At 41.5% G+C, this 17,238-nt stretch carries 15 protein-coding genes; 4 read left to right on the forward strand and 11 right to left on the reverse strand.

Annotated features, from left to right (window positions below; all coding sequences use genetic code 11):
- Positions 1–117 precede the first annotated feature (117 nt).
- The 11 genes from Q0162_RS13025 to Q0162_RS13075 all read right to left on the reverse strand — a co-directional run bounded on the left by Q0162_RS13025 (position 118) and on the right by Q0162_RS13075 (position 12,607).
- Positions 118–1,887 carry an aminopeptidase P family protein gene (locus tag Q0162_RS13025; RefSeq protein ID WP_297892552.1) on the reverse strand — a complete coding sequence of 590 codons (1,770 nt, stop codon included), beginning with the start codon at positions 1,885–1,887 and terminating at the stop codon, positions 118–120.
- 12 nt (positions 1,888–1,899) lie between these two features.
- Complete coding sequence (locus Q0162_RS13030) at positions 1,900–2,376, reverse strand: S-ribosylhomocysteine lyase (RefSeq protein ID WP_009419842.1); 477 nt, start codon at positions 2,374–2,376, stop codon at positions 1,900–1,902.
- Positions 2,377–2,605: 229 nt separating this feature from the next.
- Complete coding sequence (locus Q0162_RS13035) at positions 2,606–3,067, reverse strand: hypothetical protein (RefSeq protein ID WP_315047266.1); 462 nt, start codon at positions 3,065–3,067, stop codon at positions 2,606–2,608.
- 1 nt (position 3,068) lies between these two features.
- Complete coding sequence (locus Q0162_RS13040; RefSeq protein WP_297892558.1) at positions 3,069–3,752, reverse strand: hypothetical protein; 684 nt, start codon at positions 3,750–3,752, stop codon at positions 3,069–3,071.
- A gap of 70 nt (positions 3,753–3,822) precedes the next feature.
- Positions 3,823–4,443: a hypothetical protein gene (locus Q0162_RS13045; protein ID WP_203080791.1), complete on the reverse strand. Its 621-nt coding sequence runs from the start codon at positions 4,441–4,443 to the stop codon at positions 3,823–3,825.
- A gap of 3 nt (positions 4,444–4,446) precedes the next feature.
- Positions 4,447–5,385: a ribosome small subunit-dependent GTPase A gene (gene rsgA, locus Q0162_RS13050; protein ID WP_297892562.1), complete on the reverse strand. Its 939-nt coding sequence runs from the start codon at positions 5,383–5,385 to the stop codon at positions 4,447–4,449.
- Entirely contained in the window at positions 5,386–6,183 is a 798-nt protein-coding gene (locus Q0162_RS13055; protein WP_297892565.1) for a hypothetical protein, read from the reverse strand.
- 36 nt (positions 6,184–6,219) lie between these two features.
- On the reverse strand, positions 6,220–6,732 hold the full coding sequence (locus Q0162_RS13060) for a CvpA family protein (protein ID WP_297892568.1): 513 nt from the start codon (positions 6,730–6,732) through the stop codon (positions 6,220–6,222).
- Between the two features lie 13 nt (positions 6,733–6,745).
- Positions 6,746–9,079: a hypothetical protein gene (locus tag Q0162_RS13065; RefSeq protein WP_297892571.1), complete on the reverse strand. Its 2,334-nt coding sequence runs from the start codon at positions 9,077–9,079 to the stop codon at positions 6,746–6,748.
- Positions 9,080–9,261: 182 nt separating this feature from the next.
- Positions 9,262–11,622: a hypothetical protein gene (locus tag Q0162_RS13070; RefSeq protein ID WP_297892574.1), complete on the reverse strand. Its 2,361-nt coding sequence runs from the start codon at positions 11,620–11,622 to the stop codon at positions 9,262–9,264.
- Positions 11,623–11,638: 16 nt separating this feature from the next.
- Positions 11,639–12,607: a hypothetical protein gene (locus tag Q0162_RS13075; RefSeq protein WP_297892576.1), complete on the reverse strand. Its 969-nt coding sequence runs from the start codon at positions 12,605–12,607 to the stop codon at positions 11,639–11,641.
- Positions 12,608–12,768: 161 nt separating this feature from the next.
- Between Q0162_RS13075 and Q0162_RS13080 the strand changes: the two genes are divergently transcribed.
- The 4 genes from Q0162_RS13080 (at position 12,769) to Q0162_RS13095 (ending at position 17,143) form a co-directional block, all read left to right on the forward strand.
- Entirely contained in the window at positions 12,769–13,905 is a 1,137-nt protein-coding gene (locus Q0162_RS13080) for a PLP-dependent aspartate aminotransferase family protein (protein ID WP_297892579.1), read from the forward strand.
- 16 nt (positions 13,906–13,921) lie between these two features.
- Entirely contained in the window at positions 13,922–14,359 is a 438-nt protein-coding gene (locus Q0162_RS13085; RefSeq protein WP_297892582.1) for an HAD family hydrolase, read from the forward strand.
- 83 nt (positions 14,360–14,442) lie between these two features.
- Positions 14,443–15,432, forward strand: a complete 990-nt coding sequence (locus Q0162_RS13090) for an aspartate-semialdehyde dehydrogenase (protein WP_297892584.1) — start codon at positions 14,443–14,445, stop codon at positions 15,430–15,432.
- 67 nt (positions 15,433–15,499) lie between these two features.
- On the forward strand, positions 15,500–17,143 hold the full coding sequence (locus Q0162_RS13095; RefSeq protein WP_297892587.1) for a C45 family autoproteolytic acyltransferase/hydolase: 1,644 nt from the start codon (positions 15,500–15,502) through the stop codon (positions 17,141–17,143).
- Positions 17,144–17,238 lie beyond the last annotated feature (95 nt).

The raw sequence follows: 17,238 nt of genomic DNA on the forward strand, positions 1-17,238 counted from the left end.
AGCGTGCAAAAATAGAGAAAATTTTAAATATAGCAAGAAGATAATAAAAAAACTGCCCAAGAAAGTATAAAACTTTTCAGGGCAGTTTTCATTATGTATTAAAAAACAACTATGTCATTACAAGGGTTTTACCAAACTCAAGAACCATTCTTTTACGTCGCCTTCCAAAAGGGGAGCGATTTTTTCTTCACAGGTTTTGTGGTAGGCATTAAGCCATTGGCGTTCTACATCGGTAAGGAGAGATACATTAATACCTGAAGGCATAAATGGACAAAGGGTGAGGGTTTCAAAATCGTAGAAAGTACCAAACTCGTTGCTCGCTACTTCACGTACCGCAATGAGGTTCTCGTGACGAATACCATATTGATTTTCTAAATAAAAACCAGGTTCATCGGAGCATACCATACCCGCTAAAAGCACTTGTGGGTTGAGGTCTTTGCGGATGTTTTGAGGTCCTTCGTGTACGTTCATAAAGCTACCTACACCGTGACCTGTACCGTGACCGTAGTCCTTGTGGTTTTTCCAAAGTGCCATACGTGCATAAGCATCGAGTTGTACGCCGCGAGTGCCTTTAGGGAATTGTACCATTGCGAGTTGTATCATCCCTTTGAGTACAAGGGTACTATCGTCTATAAACTGCTGACTTACTTTGCCTAATGGAATAGTACGAGTGATATCGGTAGTACCTTCAAGATACTGTCCGCCAGAGTCTACCAATATGCTGCCTTCAGGGTGTACCTCTTTACTGCCGTGTTCGGGAGCTGAATAGTGCACAATAGCGCCATTGCCTTGGTAACCAATGATACTGCCAAAACTTTCGCCTACGAAGTTCTTGCCTTCGGCACGGAAATCGCGTAACTTCTTACCGATGCTGTATTCGGTCATTGGTTCTTTGCCTACTTGGTGGGTGAGCCAGTAGAGGAACTTCACCATTGCTACCCCATCGCGTACCATTACAGTGCGGAAACCTTCGAGCTCAGTGGCGTTTTTCACGGCTTTCATCAGGTTGCCAGGGGCAGGAGCTTGCACGAGTTTGTTATCCTTTTGGAGCGCTTCAAATATCGCCTGATTGGTATTAGCAGCGAGGAGTATATTTTGTCCTTTTACGGTAGCCAAATAGTTGTAGAACTCATCATAAGCACGCACGCTTACTTTGGCTGCTGCCAAATGAGCTTCTACCTCAGGGGTGAGTTTAGCTTTATCTACAAAAAGAGTAGCTTCTTTATCGGTGAGGGCGATATAGCCGAGGAATACAGGGTTGTAAGCCACATCACTACCGCGGAGGTTGAGCGTCCAAGCCACATCGTCTAAGGCAGTGATAAGGTGCAAGGTAGTGTGGTGAGTAGCCATAGCTTTGCGAATAGCGGTGAGTTTATCGGCTACGGTTTGTCCTGCCCATTTATCGGGGTGTACGAAAATGTGATGAAGAGGGTCTTTTTCGCGGTTTGTCCAGATAAGGTCGATGAGGGGGTTATGCACCAATTTGATATTGTGAGCGGCTAAGGTAGCTTGTAGTTTTTCCCAAGCTATGTGAGAGGTCGCCAAAGTGTTGAGCGCTACAGTAGCCCCAGCGGGAAGTACTGATACGAGCCAATCGGCATAATCGGGAGTACCTTCTACGCCATCTTTGAAGAGGTCGATGCCAGAGCCTTTGAGCTCAATTGCCGATTGTACAAAGTAGCGAGAGTCCGTCCACAAGCCAGCTTTATCTTTGGTAACGACTACGAACCCCGCAGAGCCTGTAAATCCAGAGAGCCAAGCGCGTTCGAGCCATTCTTTAGGTAGGTATTCACTAAGGTGAGGGTCGGCGCTGAATACCACAAAAGCGTCGATGTGGTTTTCTTGCATTTTAGAGCGCAAGAGGGATAATTTTTCGGGTGTATTCATTGTTTATAGTTTTTATTCTGGATAATTCAGATTTTTATCAGTCAGGTGGTGAAGAGTTTCTAAGTATTTCTTAGCTTCATACTTCGCCATTGGGAGGTTGTTGTTGTAGAAATTGCCACATTCTAAAGCCGATGCACCAGGAATATCTCCTTCAAAATTAGCGATATACTCAAAGAGTTCAGTGATGAGGGGGGCAATATCTTTGGAGGTATAGTCGCCAGCGAGAATGAGGTAATTACCGGTCATACAGCCCATAGGTCCCCAGTAAATAATTTTGTCTTTCCACTCAGGGTTGTTGCGCAACCAAGTAGCGGCGAGGTGCTCGATGGTGTGTATTTCGGGACTGCCGAGTACGGGCTCGCGGTAGGGGAGCTTCATACGGATATCAAAAGAGGTAAGCACTTCCTTGCCTACATAGTCTTTACGTGATACATAAATGCCACGCTCGAGTTTGAGGTGGTCAATACAAAAACTTGCTATTCTTTCCATTTTATTTAGTTAAGAGGTAAGAGATAAGAGGTAAGAAATGATACCTTTTACTTCTTGATTTTTTTGTTAATTGATATTTAGTTTATTGGGAGCTTCTGAATTCTCGGAGAAACTCAGAGAGTTTCAGATAAAGTTCTAATTCCTGACACCTGAAACCTAACCCCTAATAAACTACACCGCAAAGGTATTGATTCCGTTACTAAAAAGCAAATGTTTTACATATATTGTTTCAAGAACCTATAATTCCACCAGTAGAGATATTACTCTTAAACACCATTTTCTTATGTGTTTTAGTCGTTTTAATAATACAAAAAGGACGACTAAGTGCCAAGGCTTCTCCTGTTACTTTGCTTTCGGTGATGATTTCTATGTAGTCATCGTATTCTATAGCCGAGATTACCTCTATTTGCGATGGTGTGGAACCTTTGATGTCTCCCCAAATGAGTACCAACTGTTCAGTGTTGAAATTAATTTTAGGAAGTTTGGCTATTTTGTGTTCTATACCCCATTTTTTAGCAATCTCTTGTAATTCGGTTTCGCTATGAATAATTTCTTGCTGGTGAGTAACAGAAGTAGTAGAACCCGTATAACTATTGAGTAAAGGCGTAAAAGCAAAAGCTTTATTATCATCGGAACTTTTGCTACAACTCATAACGAGGAATATACAAAAGAAAAAATAAAGGGGTTTCATTTTAATATAGTTTTACAATTCGTTCTATGTGAAATGTTTCCGGACAGTTTTTAAACTTGGGGGTGAAATATCCCCAAATACTTACAGGTTTTCCTTCGTAACTACTCAGGTCGAGTGTTTGATCGTAGGCAATTGATAGAGTGCCGCTGTTATCTTCTAAAACAAGGGTGTGGCTCACAGCAGAACAATCATAACTACCTTGTGGTGCTACGTTAAGGACACCTCGTTTGTAGTAACGCGGAGGATCTACGTGGGGGATGTATGTAGCTGCTTTTACAAAGAGTGAAGTAAGAGTGTCGTTAGGTGAAATGGCAAGTGTATCGCCTATAAAACGGTAATTACCGCTAATGGAAAAACCTTCCTCATCAGGGCACATTGGGTCATAAATCTCTGTAAGTCCGTAGCCTTGAGAGAAGAGTTGATGTCGTTGGGCATCTATTTGGTATTTGCCTCCCCCTTTATTACTACATATTTGAATGTCAAAAAAGTCGTCGTTTTTAAAATGGACGGTATAACACGACTTGCAATCGGCTACATACGAAGAGGGTGAGTGGAATTTTAAAGCTTTATCGCGATAGCCTATGTATTTCCAATTGTCATAAAGGCGATTGTCTTGCTGATTGTCGGACTTTCCACAACTGATGAAAATCCACAATAATACAAAAAATAAGAAGAAACGTTTCATTGGTAATGCTGTTTTTAGGTTTAACACCACAAAGGTACGAAATAATTTTCATACCTTTAATCTATTTTGCTTAATAAATAAACAAATTAGTAAGGCAGTCTTTTTTGAGTTCTACAGAAGCAGGTAGTGTTACTTGAGTTACATCAAAAGGGGTAGTGATGAGGTGCATACCTGTTTTGGAAGGGATGTGAGCTACAATTTTATTTTCTTCTGCGGGAGTCGCTATCTTGATTTGTGCTTCTATTTGAGCTATATCAACCTGATGAGTGTCGCTGTCTATATCTATAATCCAGTACTTTTTGAGTTTTTTACTGCCTATACCCGAAGCACTCACGCAAGAGGCAAACAGTTTTTCTACGCGTGCATAATGTTCTTGTTGTAGCAAATCGGGGAGGCGTTTGAGCATATCAAAAGCTACATTTTTATAACTCTTAGGATTGAGATTGATCATTGCTCTACATTGAAAAACCTCACAGAGTTTTACAATCTCATCTCTTTTAGCTAATAACGACTTGCGGTCTTTTATCTGATACATTTTCACGATATGAGTACTTTTGTGTAGTTCCTCAATATCTTTTTTGCGTTGTAACAAAAAGACGAAGAAAAACAATTGCTCTCTATCCGCTTTATTGCTTATAGCAGCAAGGCGGTTGTCGATAAGTTCACTAATGAGGTCGAAATTATTTCTCATATCCTACTGATTGTTTTCTTCTCTATATACTTTATCATCTCCAGAAAGGATTTGCAGATAGCTTTTGTAGCGCGACCAAGCGATTTCGTCGCGTTCTAAGGCTTCTTTTATAGCGCATTGGGGTTCATCGGTGTGGAGACAGTTGTTGAATTTGCAATGGTGTTTGAGGGCAAAGAACTCTGGGAAATAGTCGGTGAGTGAGTTGTTGTCTATTTCTACCATTCCAAAGCCTTTGATACCAGGGGTATCGATGATGCGCGCCCCAAAAGGGAGGTCGAACATTTCGGCAAAAGTGGTAGTGTGTTGTCCTTGCTGATGAAGCTGAGAGATTTCGGCAGTTTTAAGGTGCAAATGAGGGTCAATAGCATTGATAAGGGTAGATTTGCCTGCGCCAGAATGCCCTGATACTACACAAGTTTTGCCTTCCATAGCCGCTTTTACCTTGTCGATATTCTTACCCGTAGTAGCCGAAATGCCAATGCACTCATAACCAGCCTTGCGGTATACTGAGGCGAGGTATTTCACTTCGGTGAGTTCATCTTCATTATAAGTATCTACTTTGTTGAAAAGCAGTACAGTTTTGATACTATAGGCTTCGGCAGTAACCAAAAAACGGTCGATAAAGGTAGTGGAAGTAGGTGGATTGTTGAGTGTTACCACCAAAAAAGCGAGGTCGATATTCGATGCGATAATGTGAGTTTGCTTGGAGAGATTCACCGATTTGCGGATGATATAGTTGTCGCGAGGGTGTATTTCAGTAATGACCCCTCTGTCTTCTTCTTCCAATTCAAACACCACCCGATCGCCCACCGCTATGGGGTTCGTGTTCTTGATGCCTTTTAGGCGGAATTTTCCTTTGATGCGGCAGTCGTGAAAATGACCCGTTGCCAAGTCCTTCACCATATACCAACTGCCCGTAGATTTGTATACCAATCCTTCCATTTACTTGTATAACAACGCCGTAGTTTCAGGCTTTTTCAAATCGATTAAGAAGATGTGTTTAGGCTCTTTAGGGTCGATAGTGCCATTTTTATTGCTGTCTAAACGCGCATAGACGTAGAGTGCATCGTTCACCCCATCGTAATCGGAGCCTATGACCCCGTATTCTTTAGGAATGAGGACTTTCACCCGAGTGCCATCTAACTGATAGAGGTAAAACCGACGTAAATCGATGCGGGTGTAGTAACCATCTTTATCGGTATCCTCGTCGTAGCAAGAAATCATATAGAAGTTGCGGTTCACGTTTTTGTTTTGCAAAGTATCGCGAGTAGCCGAAGGATAGTAGACATTTTCTATGAGTACGGGTTTTTCAAAGAACAGTTTCTGCTCTTGTTTTTCTACATCAAAAAGGGAAACATTCACCATTTCGTCGCCATAAATGGTTTCAAAACCTGCAACGATATTGCCATTCCAGTTGTTGCCATTGTTGTAGCGTGCGTAATAACTATCGCTGTAGCTATAATTGCTGAGTTTTTGAGATTCACCTACAGAACGATCGCCGTATCTGTAGTTCACTTTGAAAACAGGAGTAAGGCGGTACTGAGGGTGCTGGGTAGGGAGTACACTACGTACTTCGGTTTCAAATTGCAGCGAATCAACGGCTAAACCCTCAATAGGATTCCCGTTTTTATCGATAGCAGGGCGGGTTGCCTGAACGCCTTTATAGACATCGGCAGCAGTTTTGCGCTCACAAGCTGTAATAGCGAGGATAGCAAGAGATAATAAAAGGATTTTTTTCATAATGTTTTATGTATTAGTATGTTGTATTTTCACTCTTCACTTTTCACTTTTCACTTCCTCCGTTTCTTTATCGGGGAATACATTGGCGTACACCACTTGGCTAACGCTCTTTACGGGATTGTAGAGCAATGAGTCGCTGAGGGCTGAAGTAGAAAGCCATTTTTCGGTTTGAAAAGTACGCTCTAAAAATACAAATATAGAGCCTACAATCACAATAGATTTTAGCAAACCAAACAAAGCACCCCCTAATCGATTGAGAAAACCGAGTTCGGCAGCTTTGAACATTTTCGTGAGTATTTTAGCCAAAAGCATTACGCTTAGCATTAGCACGATGAGGGTAACCCCAAAAGCAACAGCTTCTAAGGTTTGTTTTTCGGCAGGGAGTATCTTGTCTAAGAGTGAGGCAGTAAAGAACGAAAAGTGTATCGCTCCATAAATGCCTACTACAATAGCCAAAAGTGATGCCATTTCAATAATAAGTCCGCGCATAAAACCACGTACTAAGCCAAAACCTAAAATAATCAGCAGTATAATATCTATCTTATTCATTATCTGTTACTTGTTACTTGTTACCTGTTACCTTTCTGAAGTATCCGCATTCGCGAATAACATCCTTATAATATTGGGTATGAGGGTATTTGCGGAGTTCTTTAAACCCTTGCCAATCCTTAAAAGCAATTTCGTTCTCCCAAGGGCTTACACCGTATATTTTACCTTCGGAATAGTACTGCTTGTTGTAAAACTCATTGCGCTCTACTTTGGCAAGCATATAGGCTATTTTAGCGCGTTGTTCATCGGTAGAAGCGTGTTGCTGAGCGATTTGGTAGTATTTTTTGGCGTGGGTCATACTGAGCAACATTGCAGAGTTTTGTCCGTTCACGAAAAAACCACCTGTTTCGCCCAAAATAGAGTTGTAGTAGAACGCGCGACTGTTGCCAAAATAGGAAGCGCTGTAGAACGCATTGCCCAATAGGAGTGCGTTGTTGTATATATCTTCACCTTTTGCAAGTTTATCCTCCATTTCTTTCACTTTTTGCAAGAAAGAGATTTTGGTGTAAGGGGAGCGTTTTTTGGCGTGTTCACAGTCGTGACAGTCTTTGATAAAGCCGTTAAATGGATTGGCAGGTAGTGAACTTTCACTCAGTTTTAGCTGTTTGGACACCATTTTTTCAGCTTGTTCATCATATACTTGTCGGCTTTCAAAAGGTATTTTTTTCATTTCAGCAATTGCCTTATCGAGGTCATTTTTGTAGAAAGCATAGATAGCACGACTTTCGTAGATTTCGCCTAAAGTAAATGCGTATTCTTTTGCCCAAAAGGCTTCCCAAGGGGTTTTGTTTGTTTTTAACAAGAATTTTTCAATAGCTGCTGAATGGTTGTTGTTTTCATAAAAACCATCTTTGGGTCGAGTGATTTCACTCATTACCAAGTTCTTTTGCGCATTGTAGAGCGCCGAAAGGTAGTTGCGCACCAAATCAAAAGCATAGCGAGAGCGCAAAGCCGATTTGTATTCACTTTCTTTAAGGAGCGCAGATTGCCACATCCATTCTACTTTTTTAGTGAGGCGTTCTTCGTCGGCAGCAGTTATTTGTTGTAGCGCAGTAACATCATTCATCACATCGATGATGCGCACTTGTACTTTTTGTTTTTCGTTTTTGGCAACGACATCAGCTTTTTTGAGAAAATCTTTAGCTTCTGTAGCCTCATTGCGGAACATCGAAACATAGCCTGCTGCTACATTCCACAAATACGGATTACTCACTTTGCCTTCACGAGCGGTTTGCAGTAGCCAATCGGTTTTGAAATCTTGGGTTGCCACCTTGTGAGTGTATTGGTGATAAGCAGTAGCATTTGTAAGAGGCTGGTTTTGATAGAGATCACCAAATTTATTTACCACACCCTCTATGCGGTTGATATAGCGGGTGAGGAGAAAATCGATGTGGGGTGATTTAGGGTCTATGTGTAGTATTTTTTGGATAGCTACCTCTTCTTTGCTGTAGTAACCTTGCATTGCCCAAAGAGCACATTGTTCGGCTTTGGAAAGAGAAGCGGCTATTTTTTCGGTTTCACTATCGGTGAGGGCGTGGTACTCAAAAGTAACGGTTTTTCGCAATTTAGGCACTTCGCTGAAGAGTGTTGCTAAGAGCGCATTGGCTTTGGCGTAGTTCTTCTGTGATTTATAAGCCCCAGCTACATAGTGCAACGCGCGGTAATAAACACTATTTTTCGGCTGACCGGCTTGGGTTTGCTCAAAATAAGCAATTACAGCGCTGCGGTTGGCAGAGTAGAATTTGAGGCGCATCACCTGTAGCCACATACGGTTTGCGAAGAAAGTATCTTTATTAGCAACTGCTTTTTGATATAGTTTTTCAGCTTTTTCTATTTGGCTGTTTTGAGTATATTGTACGTTGCGTTTTTCGTAATCCCAAGCGCTTTGGGTGTTGTTAGTGATAGATTCGTTGTTACGAGCGATGTCTAAAAGAGCAAAGAAGTTGGTAAGGCGTGCGCTTTGGGTTTTTGGGGTATGATGAGAAAGTCGTACACTACTCTTGTCGGTTGCATCGTTGTATTTGCGAATGTCGGCAAGAGCATCGTTGTTGTACATAAAATATTGAATACCTTCTGCCCAAAAATCTTTGCCGAGGTATTGCTTCCAGTCATCGAGGTCGGACGAAGATAAATTTCCTTGGGAATCAGTGTCGTAATCGCCATAGAAAAGGTTTTCCCCTTCTAAGTAGAGAGGGGTATAAGAAGTTTTATTTACAGTAACTTCTGGGGAGAATACTGAGTTGTAGAGGTAGTACCAACCTCCATCGGCACAAGCGTAGAGGTAAGTGCCTATGCCTACTATTGTAGCGGCACTAAGGCTAATGATAAGTTTTAGGTGTTTTTTCATTTATTTTCTTTTCTGTATTTTTCTACTCTTTCAAAGAAAACATCAATAGGTTCTGTTTCTTCTCCTTTAGCTTCACGTACGGAACGTATGTCTTCTAGTTCTTTATTTTATATCGCAAAAGTAATACTTTTTCTTCATACAGCCAAATACGGCTTACAAGTATAGTGCTTATTTCTAATTATTTAATCATTATACAAGTATACAACATCTGCAAACCAACCGCATTCCTTAATGGCTTCTTTATAATACTGAGTGTTAGGGTATTTGGCGAGTATATGGAAACCTTCCCATTGATCTACCCATTTTCGTTTTTTCTCAGGGATGTCGTAATGATTCAACTGAGCGAAATACTCGTTGCGTTCGGCTTTTCCGAGCAAGAAGGCAGCTTCAGCGCGCTGTTCATCAGTGCTTGCTATTGTAAGAGCAATCCGAAAATACTTTTTAGCAGTGGTCATATCCAAAAGAGGGGCGTAGTTCTCTTTGTTTTCAAGTCTTAAAGCACTCCATTCGCCTATGATTTCGTTGTGGTAAAACTGACGAGAAACGCCGTAAAACGAGGTGTTACAAAAAGCGTTACCTAATTGTATGGTGTTGTGATATACATCTTTACCTTGCGCTATACGGTCTTTTAGTTGCTTGGCTTTGCGCAAGAAGGAAATCTTAGTGTATTCCACGCGAGGAGGGGTGATATAATCGTAGTAATACATATCATACACTCCTCCTTTAAACGGACTGACTGCTAAGGCTTTCTCACTCAAGCGGCGTTTTTCATTCACTAATTTGTCTTTTCCCGAATCATACTCTGCACCGCGGGTTTCCCAAGGTATTTTCTCAAACAATGCCAGCGCCTCGTCTATGCGGTCTTGGCGGAATAGATAAATTCCACGACACTCGTATATATCTCCTTTGGTATAAGGATAATAGTTGATCCAAAGTGCCTGCCAGTCGGTTTTGTGAGGGTTGTGAGTTAGTTCGTCAAAAGCCTTATAGTTAGCTTCACTGATGAAAAAACCGCGTTTGGGGTGAGTGAGTTCAGCCATTAGGGCATTGCCTTGTGCCTGATAGAGCACTCGGAGGTATTTACGCATAAAGATAAAGGCATAATCATAGCGCAAATCGTTAGTAAATTTGCGGTAATTGAGGTATTCGGCTTTGTACTTGTCATACACTAAAGAACCGTCGTAACAAAAATCGTCGTCGCGGTAGAAATAGAGGTTGTTCCACACGCGCTGCATAGGTAGAGTCAGCTGTTTTTCGGCAGCAGCATCAATGTGTTGCAAACTCGATACTTCGTTCATCGCTTGTAAGAGGTACAACTGACTTTTTTGCTCATTGCCCTCAACGTATTTTTCGGCTTCTTGCAAAAACTGACGTGCCAAAGAAAATTCACCTCTAAACATTGCTACATATCCCCCTGCTACTTTCCACAAATAGGGATTGGAAAGCCGGTCGCCTTCACGGGCTAAGAGCAATAGCCAATCGGTAGAGAAAACTTGGGTGCTCACTTTGCGAGCGTGCTGATGATAGGCTTTGATAGATTCCAAATCATCGCCATATCGGTCGAATATATTGAGTTTGTACTCCATTTTGTTTATAAAGCGGGTGAGCAGGAACTCAACGTGAGGTGATTGGCGGTCGATAGTGAGGATTTTTAGCAAACAATTAGCCTCGTTGTTCGTGTAGAAACCTTGCATTGCCCATAAGGCACATTGTACACGAGGAGAGAGTTTTTGGGCGATTTGTGCAATTTCTCTATCGGGTAACGGACGATAATCATACCCTACGGTCGTTCTTAATTCGGGAGTGGTATCAAATATTTCGGCTAAGAGTACATTAGCCTGAGGGTAGTGTTTTTCGGCTATGTAAGCTCCTGCTACATAGTGCATAGCGCGGTAGTAGAGCGAGTTTTTAGGTTGGGAAGCTGCTGTTTCTTCAAAGAAAGGAATTACGGAACTTCTGTTTTCTGAATAGAATTTCAAACGCACGGCTTGAAACCATATACGATTAGCAAAAAAAGCATCGGAGGTTAGACTGCGGTAGAGTGCTTCTACACGCTGAGGTTCAGTATTTTGCAATCGTTGGTAGTTTCTGTTCTCGTAATCCCAAGGGTCGTAATAGCTACTGCCTGTAACCACCTCATTGCCACGAGTAATTTCTAAAAAAGTAAGGAAGTTCTGCACCCGTTTATCAGTGAATTTTTTAGAATGTTTTAGTTGTAACACTTCGTCAATCGCTTCTCTGTCATACATCAAATGGCGAATTTGCTCACGAGGCATCGCCTTGCCTACATAAGCACACCAGTCGGCTAAATCATCTTCCGTATAACGGTCGGAATCTATTCCTACATAGCCGTTGAAACTGTGTTCTACGCTGTAAAACAGACTGTTGTATACTCCCTTAGGTACAGTAACCTCAGGTGAGAATGCCGAGTTAGTAACATACCAATCAGGCGGAAACCATCCGCAAGCATACAAATATGCTCCTATTCCTGCTATCGAAGTAAGGAGGCAAAAAGCTAATTTGATAATTCGTTTTTGTGTCATTTTTGTGGGTTGTTTTTTACCTAAACCAAATCACTTCTTTGGGTTGGCTTTTCATATTTTTCAGCAAATCGTCCTGCATTTCTTTGCGTTCAGCATCGGTTACTTCCTCTATTTTGATGCGGTCGCCAGCTTGCCAAAGGCGTCCTTTGTAGTAGGTTTGTGTTTTTACTTCATAAACATTAGGGATGTCGGTAGCGACTACGCCTTTAAGAGTTTTGATTTCAGCAGAAGTAAGTCCGCTAACCAAATTCACCACCTCACCGCGTACTGAATGTACTCCCCAAGAGAACATCGGTAGAGCGATATTCAGCTGTAAAGGGTAACTTTTTAGTGAACTGATATAGCGTTTGGCAGTTGCGCGATTGTAGATAGAATTAGCTCCCGTGGCGGTGATTTTATCCATATTGTAGTACATCAGCACCCCGTAATCTACGGGGGGTACGCCCGTATCATCTTTGTATTTTACTTGATGCAAACGTATGGTTGCCGAGAGTTGTAAATTAGGATTTTTTTCTTTGAAAAGCTTGAGGAAGTTGAAGTAATACTCCTTAGTGTTGAGCGTCCAATCGCAATCAAACTGCACCTCATTTACAGTGAGATGATAATAGTTGTTGATTTGCTCAATATATTTAGCCACATTTTCGCTGAGCGTTTCTGTTCCCCAAAAACGTTGCGGTGCATATTGTGCGGTTGCTATATCCTCAAACACCTCATTTTTGATGTAGATTACAGGTACAATTGCCAATCCGCGTGTGCTAAAGGTATCGATTTCTATGGGCGCAATGGGTACGGCTTGTTCATCTCTAAGCCCTACATCACAATAGCGCACATAGATTTTTTTCACGGCGTGTTCTTTTAAGAACGCCTTGTCATCTTCGGTAAACGAAAGGTTCGTTTTCCAAAAGTACATAGCCTCAGGAATTGCTTGCTTTTTGTTGCAAGCTATAAGGCAGAGAACGAATGCAAATAGAAATATTTTTTTCATCAGGGCACAAAGGTAGTAAAACAATTGTTAATAAGCAATTAACGATTGATAATTTCTGTGCTGTCTCTCCAAATTCTTATCTCTTAAAACCTATCGTATAAAATTTGGTAATTGATAAAATATTCTTACTTTTGTCGCTGTTTTTGTAAATAACAGAAAATATGAATTTTGAAACTAAAGCAATTCATGGAGTGAGAACCCCTGAAAAAGGCATTGAAAACTGGGGAAGTACCCTTAATTTGGCTACTACTTTTCCTATCAAAACTTATAACGAGTGGCAAGAGTTTGAATACTCTCGCGTGTCCAATCCCACCCGCAAAGATTTCGAAACGATGATTGCCCTTTTAGAAAATGGCAAACACGGTTTTGGATTTTCTTCAGGGATGGCAGCGACCACCTCGGTGTTTACAATGTTCAAGGCAGGCGATCACTTTGTGCTTAGTTTGGATATTTACGGAGGTACTTATCGTATTATCAACGATATATTCAATAAGTTTGGTTTCGAGGCAACCTTTGTAGATACTACCGATTTACAACAGATAGAAGCCGCTGTGCGCCCTAATACCAAAGCTATTTTTATAGAAACTCCTTCCAATCCCCTTTTAGAAGTTACCGATATACGCGGCGTGGTAGCTATCGCTAAACGCCACAACCTGCTTTCAATGGTCGATAATACTTTTATGTCGCCCGTGTTGCAACGCCCTTTAGAGTTAGGGGCAGATATAGTATTGCACAGTGCAACCAAGTTTTTGGGAGGACACAATGATATTATCGCAGGAGCTGTGGTGGTGAATAGCGACGAGCTTGCCGAGAAAATAAGTTTTGCCCAAGTAGCTATAGGGGCAATTCTCTCACCTTTCGATAGTTGGTTGTTACTTCGCAGTATGAAAACCCTCAAATTAAGAGTCGAAAAAGCCCAAGCAAATACCCTTAAACTTCTTGATTTCTTGCGCTCTCACCCCGAAGTAGAGAAAGTGTATTACCCTACTGAGGCACATAACAAAGGCAAGGCAGTGCACGAAAGTCAGGCTTCGGGAGGCGGGTCGGTATTTTCGTTCACGGTAAAGAGTGAAGCTAAAGCCAAAGCCTTTTTCGAGAGTTTGAAAGTAGCTCTTTTTGCAGTGAGTTTAGGCGGTGTAGAAACCTTGGTAACTCACCCTAGTACCCTCACTCACACTGAGTTTCCAGAAGAAGAAAAAGTGGCACGTGGTGTTACGCGCACCCTTATCCGTGTAGCTGTGGGGATTGAAGATGCCGAGGATTTGATTGAAGATTTCAAACAAGCGTTGGAGAAATAGGTGATAGGCAATAGTAATGCAGATAAGTTTTGATTTAGACGGGACACTTATTCCTTACAATAATGAATTTCCTACTGAAAAAAGATCGTGGCGGGCGAAGTTATTGGGAATAGAGCCTATCCGTAAAGGGACGAAAACTCTTATCAAAATACTGCAATCTCAAGGTAATGAGGTGCATATCTACACTACTTCGCTGAGAAGTAAACCCTATATAAGACGAATGTTTCGATATTATGGCATCAAAATAGGGAAGATTATTACTCAAAAAGAAAATGAGCACACTTTACAATCTTTGAAAATTAACGCTTCTAAGTATCCTAAAGCTTTTGGTTTTGACCTTCATATAGATGATGCTCAAGGCGTGCAAAGAGAGGCAGAACAATATGATTTTAAAGTGATTATTATTTCTCCTACTGATACCTTTTGGATAGAAAAAATATTGAAATTACTTTGATTATCAAAGCAATCTTTATACATTGCTTTTCTGTGAAAAACACAAAATTCGTAGAATACTAAAAAAACTAAATACTAAAATATATGAGAGTAGCTGTAGTAGGCGTTACCGGAATGGTAGGTAACGTAATGTTAGAAGTACTTGCAGAACACAATTTTCCTGTAACCGAATTAATTCCTGTAGCCTCAGAAAAATCTGTAGGCAAAAAAATCGTCTTTAAAGGCACTGAATATACTGTGATTGGCTTGCAACAAGCCGTGTCACTCAAACCCGATGTAGCCCTCTTTTCAGCAGGCGCTTCTGTTTCTAAAGAATGGGCGCCTAAGTTTGCTCAAGTAGGTACTACTGTAGTAGATAACTCTTCGGCTTGGCGTATGGATCCTACCAAAAAATTGGTAATCCCCGAAATCAACGCCGATGTCCTTACCAAAGACGACAAAATTATCGCTAACCCCAATTGTTCTACTATCCAAATGCTCGTTGCTTTAGCTCCTTTACAACGCAAATACGGCATCAAGCGCGTGGTAGTCTCTACTTACCAGTCGATTACGGGTACAGGGGTGAAAGCGGTACGTCAGTTAGAGAACGAGTACAAAGGCGAAAAAGGTGAAATGGCTTATCACTACCAAATTCACCGCAATGCTATTCCGCACTGCGATGTGTTTGAGGAGAATGGCTATACTAAAGAAGAAATGAAACTCGTGCGTGAAACCAAAAAGATATTGCGCGACGATAGTATTGCCGTTACAGCCACAGCCGTACGTATACCGGTAGTAGGTGGTCACAGCGAAGCAGTGAATGTAGAACTCAAAACCGATTTTGATATAAATGAAGTACGCACTCTCTTAGCGCAATCAGCAGGTATCAAAGTGCAAGATAATACCGAAACCAATACTTACCCTATGCCTTTGTACGCTCACGGCAAAGACGATGTGTTTGTAGGGCGTATCCGTCGTGATGAGTCACAACCTAATACGCTTAACTTTTGGGTAGTTGCCGATAACCTCCGCAAAGGTGCTGCCACAAATACTATACAAATCGCCGAATATCTGATCAAAAATAAATTGTTATAGTTATCCTATAACTATCAATAAATTAGCCAATGAACAGTATGTTAGTTCATTGGCTATTTTTTAAAAAATGAAACATCTCAAACTCTTATCTCTTACTTGTTACCTCTTACTTTTTACCCTTACTTCCTGCGGTATTTTCTACAAGAAAATCACTCCGCCTGAGGTAGCCTATCCATACCAGAAACCTCAAATTACCGCAATAAATGACTCGCTGCGGTATTTTGGTGATAATTATATAGCTAAAAGCCAACAAGGCTTATGGGAACTCTACCTTTCGGGGAATCCCTATCAATTAGGACTCAATTCGGGGGCTCTTACTCAGCCTCTGTACCGCCGTCAAGACAGTTTGCTCTTCACCAAGCTGAACCATTTTGTACCTTCTGAACGCAAACAGCGTTTCTTGCGCAAGTTCATCAAATGGTTCAACCGCGATATCAACAATTGTATAATTCCGCCCTTTAAACAAGAATTGTGGGGGCAAGCCCAATACTCCGATACGATTTTCAACTACTTAGCTCCTGCCTATCAGCGTACGCTCTACTTGCATTCCGCCCACGATTTGGGGCACGCTTTGCAAGATTTGATGCTTGTAGGTTGTTCATCATTAGCAGTTTGGGGTGATAAAACTGAAGACGGTCAGCTGCTCATTGGTCGCAATTTCGATTTTTACCTCTCCGATGATTTTGCTACCGAAAAGATTGTCCGCTTTGTCCGCCCTGAGGAAGGTATTCCCTTTATGAGTTACGCTTGGGGCGGAATGATAGGCGTGCTTTCGGGTATGAATCTCGAAGGACTTACAGTTACTATCAATGCTGGGAAATCGTCTATTCCTCTTAAAGCCCGTACTCCCATTTCACTCCTCTGTCGTGAGATTTTGCAATATGCTAAAAATATAGACGAGGCGATTGCTATAGCCAAAAAGCGCAAAGTCTTTGTGTCTGAGGCTATAATGGTAGGAAGTGCCGCCGATGGCAAAGCGGTGATTATTGAAGTCTCTCCTAAAAAGTTTGGAGTATACGAAGCTCCTAATGCTGTAGTCTGCGCCAACCATTTCCAAAGTGAACCTTATAAAACCGATAAGAAAAATCTGAAACAAATAAACACCTCGCACTCAGCCTATCGCTATGCCAAAATGCAGGAGTTTCTAACACAAGAGCCTAAACTAACTCCTTCAAAAATGGCTGCTCTTTTGCGTAGTACCGAGGGGCTACACGGCGATTCTATAGGCTATGGCAATGAGAAAGCTCTCAACCAACTTTTGGCACATCACGCGGTTATTTTCAAACCACAAGAACGCTTGGTATGGGTATCAACGGCTCCTTATCAGTTGGGCACTTTTGTAGCCTATGATTTGAAACAGATATTCTCTGGTAGCAGCTACCCCTCTCACACGCCCTACCCTCAAAACCCCTCTTTGAATATCCCTGCCGACCCCTTTCTCTACAGCCAAGCCTTCAAAGATTACGAAGCCTACCGACTGTTAGAACAGCAAATAGAAAACCACTTGCGAGAGCATACCCCTATAGTCATAGACAAAGTAAAACACATCACTGCCCTCAACCCTCATTATTGGAAAGCCTATTATCTTTTAGGGAAAGCCTACCAAGCCCAAGGCGACACTTCTACCGCTCACCAGCTCTTTCAAAAAGCCCTACAATGCGAAATTCCTTATAGCGAAGAACGAGAGAAAATAGAGAAATTAGCAAATTAGCATATTTGGAATTTTGGGAATTATGTGTATTTTTGCACCGATAATTTATATTATTTAATCAAATCAATAAATTTTATTTTTCGGTTATTTTTACC

This window comes from uncultured Capnocytophaga sp., assembly GCF_937936315.1.
Lineage (GTDB): Bacteria > Bacteroidota > Bacteroidia > Flavobacteriales > Flavobacteriaceae > Capnocytophaga.

What these genes read in the sequence shown, in the direction of transcription:
- Q0162_RS13065 (WP_297892571.1), bottom strand. Translation starts at nt 9,079, where the DNA reads ATGAAAAAACACCTAAAACTTATCATTAGCCTTAGTGCCGCTACAATA.
- Q0162_RS13055 (WP_297892565.1), bottom strand. Translation starts at nt 6,183, where the DNA reads ATGAAAAAAATCCTTTTATTATCTCTTGCTATCCTCGCTATTACAGCT.
- Q0162_RS13030 (WP_009419842.1), bottom strand. Translation starts at nt 2,376, where the DNA reads ATGGAAAGAATAGCAAGTTTTTGTATTGACCACCTCAAACTCGAGCGT.
- Q0162_RS13045 (WP_203080791.1), bottom strand. Translation starts at nt 4,443, where the DNA reads ATGAGAAATAATTTCGACCTCATTAGTGAACTTATCGACAACCGCCTT.
- Q0162_RS13085 (WP_297892582.1), top strand. Translation starts at nt 13,922, where the DNA reads ATGCAGATAAGTTTTGATTTAGACGGGACACTTATTCCTTACAATAAT.
- Q0162_RS13025 (WP_297892552.1), bottom strand. Translation starts at nt 1,887, where the DNA reads ATGAATACACCCGAAAAATTATCCCTCTTGCGCTCTAAAATGCAAGAA.
- Q0162_RS13075 (WP_297892576.1), bottom strand. Translation starts at nt 12,607, where the DNA reads ATGAAAAAAATATTTCTATTTGCATTCGTTCTCTGCCTTATAGCTTGC.
- Q0162_RS13090 (WP_297892584.1), top strand. Translation starts at nt 14,443, where the DNA reads ATGAGAGTAGCTGTAGTAGGCGTTACCGGAATGGTAGGTAACGTAATG.
- Q0162_RS13060 (WP_297892568.1), bottom strand. Translation starts at nt 6,732, where the DNA reads ATGAATAAGATAGATATTATACTGCTGATTATTTTAGGTTTTGGCTTA.
- rsgA (WP_297892562.1), bottom strand. Translation starts at nt 5,385, where the DNA reads ATGGAAGGATTGGTATACAAATCTACGGGCAGTTGGTATATGGTGAAG.
- Q0162_RS13035 (WP_315047266.1), bottom strand. Translation starts at nt 3,067, where the DNA reads ATGAAACCCCTTTATTTTTTCTTTTGTATATTCCTCGTTATGAGTTGT.
- Q0162_RS13040 (WP_297892558.1), bottom strand. Translation starts at nt 3,752, where the DNA reads ATGAAACGTTTCTTCTTATTTTTTGTATTATTGTGGATTTTCATCAGT.
- Q0162_RS13070 (WP_297892574.1), bottom strand. Translation starts at nt 11,622, where the DNA reads ATGACACAAAAACGAATTATCAAATTAGCTTTTTGCCTCCTTACTTCG.
- Q0162_RS13080 (WP_297892579.1), top strand. Translation starts at nt 12,769, where the DNA reads ATGAATTTTGAAACTAAAGCAATTCATGGAGTGAGAACCCCTGAAAAA.
- Q0162_RS13095 (WP_297892587.1), top strand. Translation starts at nt 15,500, where the DNA reads ATGAAACATCTCAAACTCTTATCTCTTACTTGTTACCTCTTACTTTTT.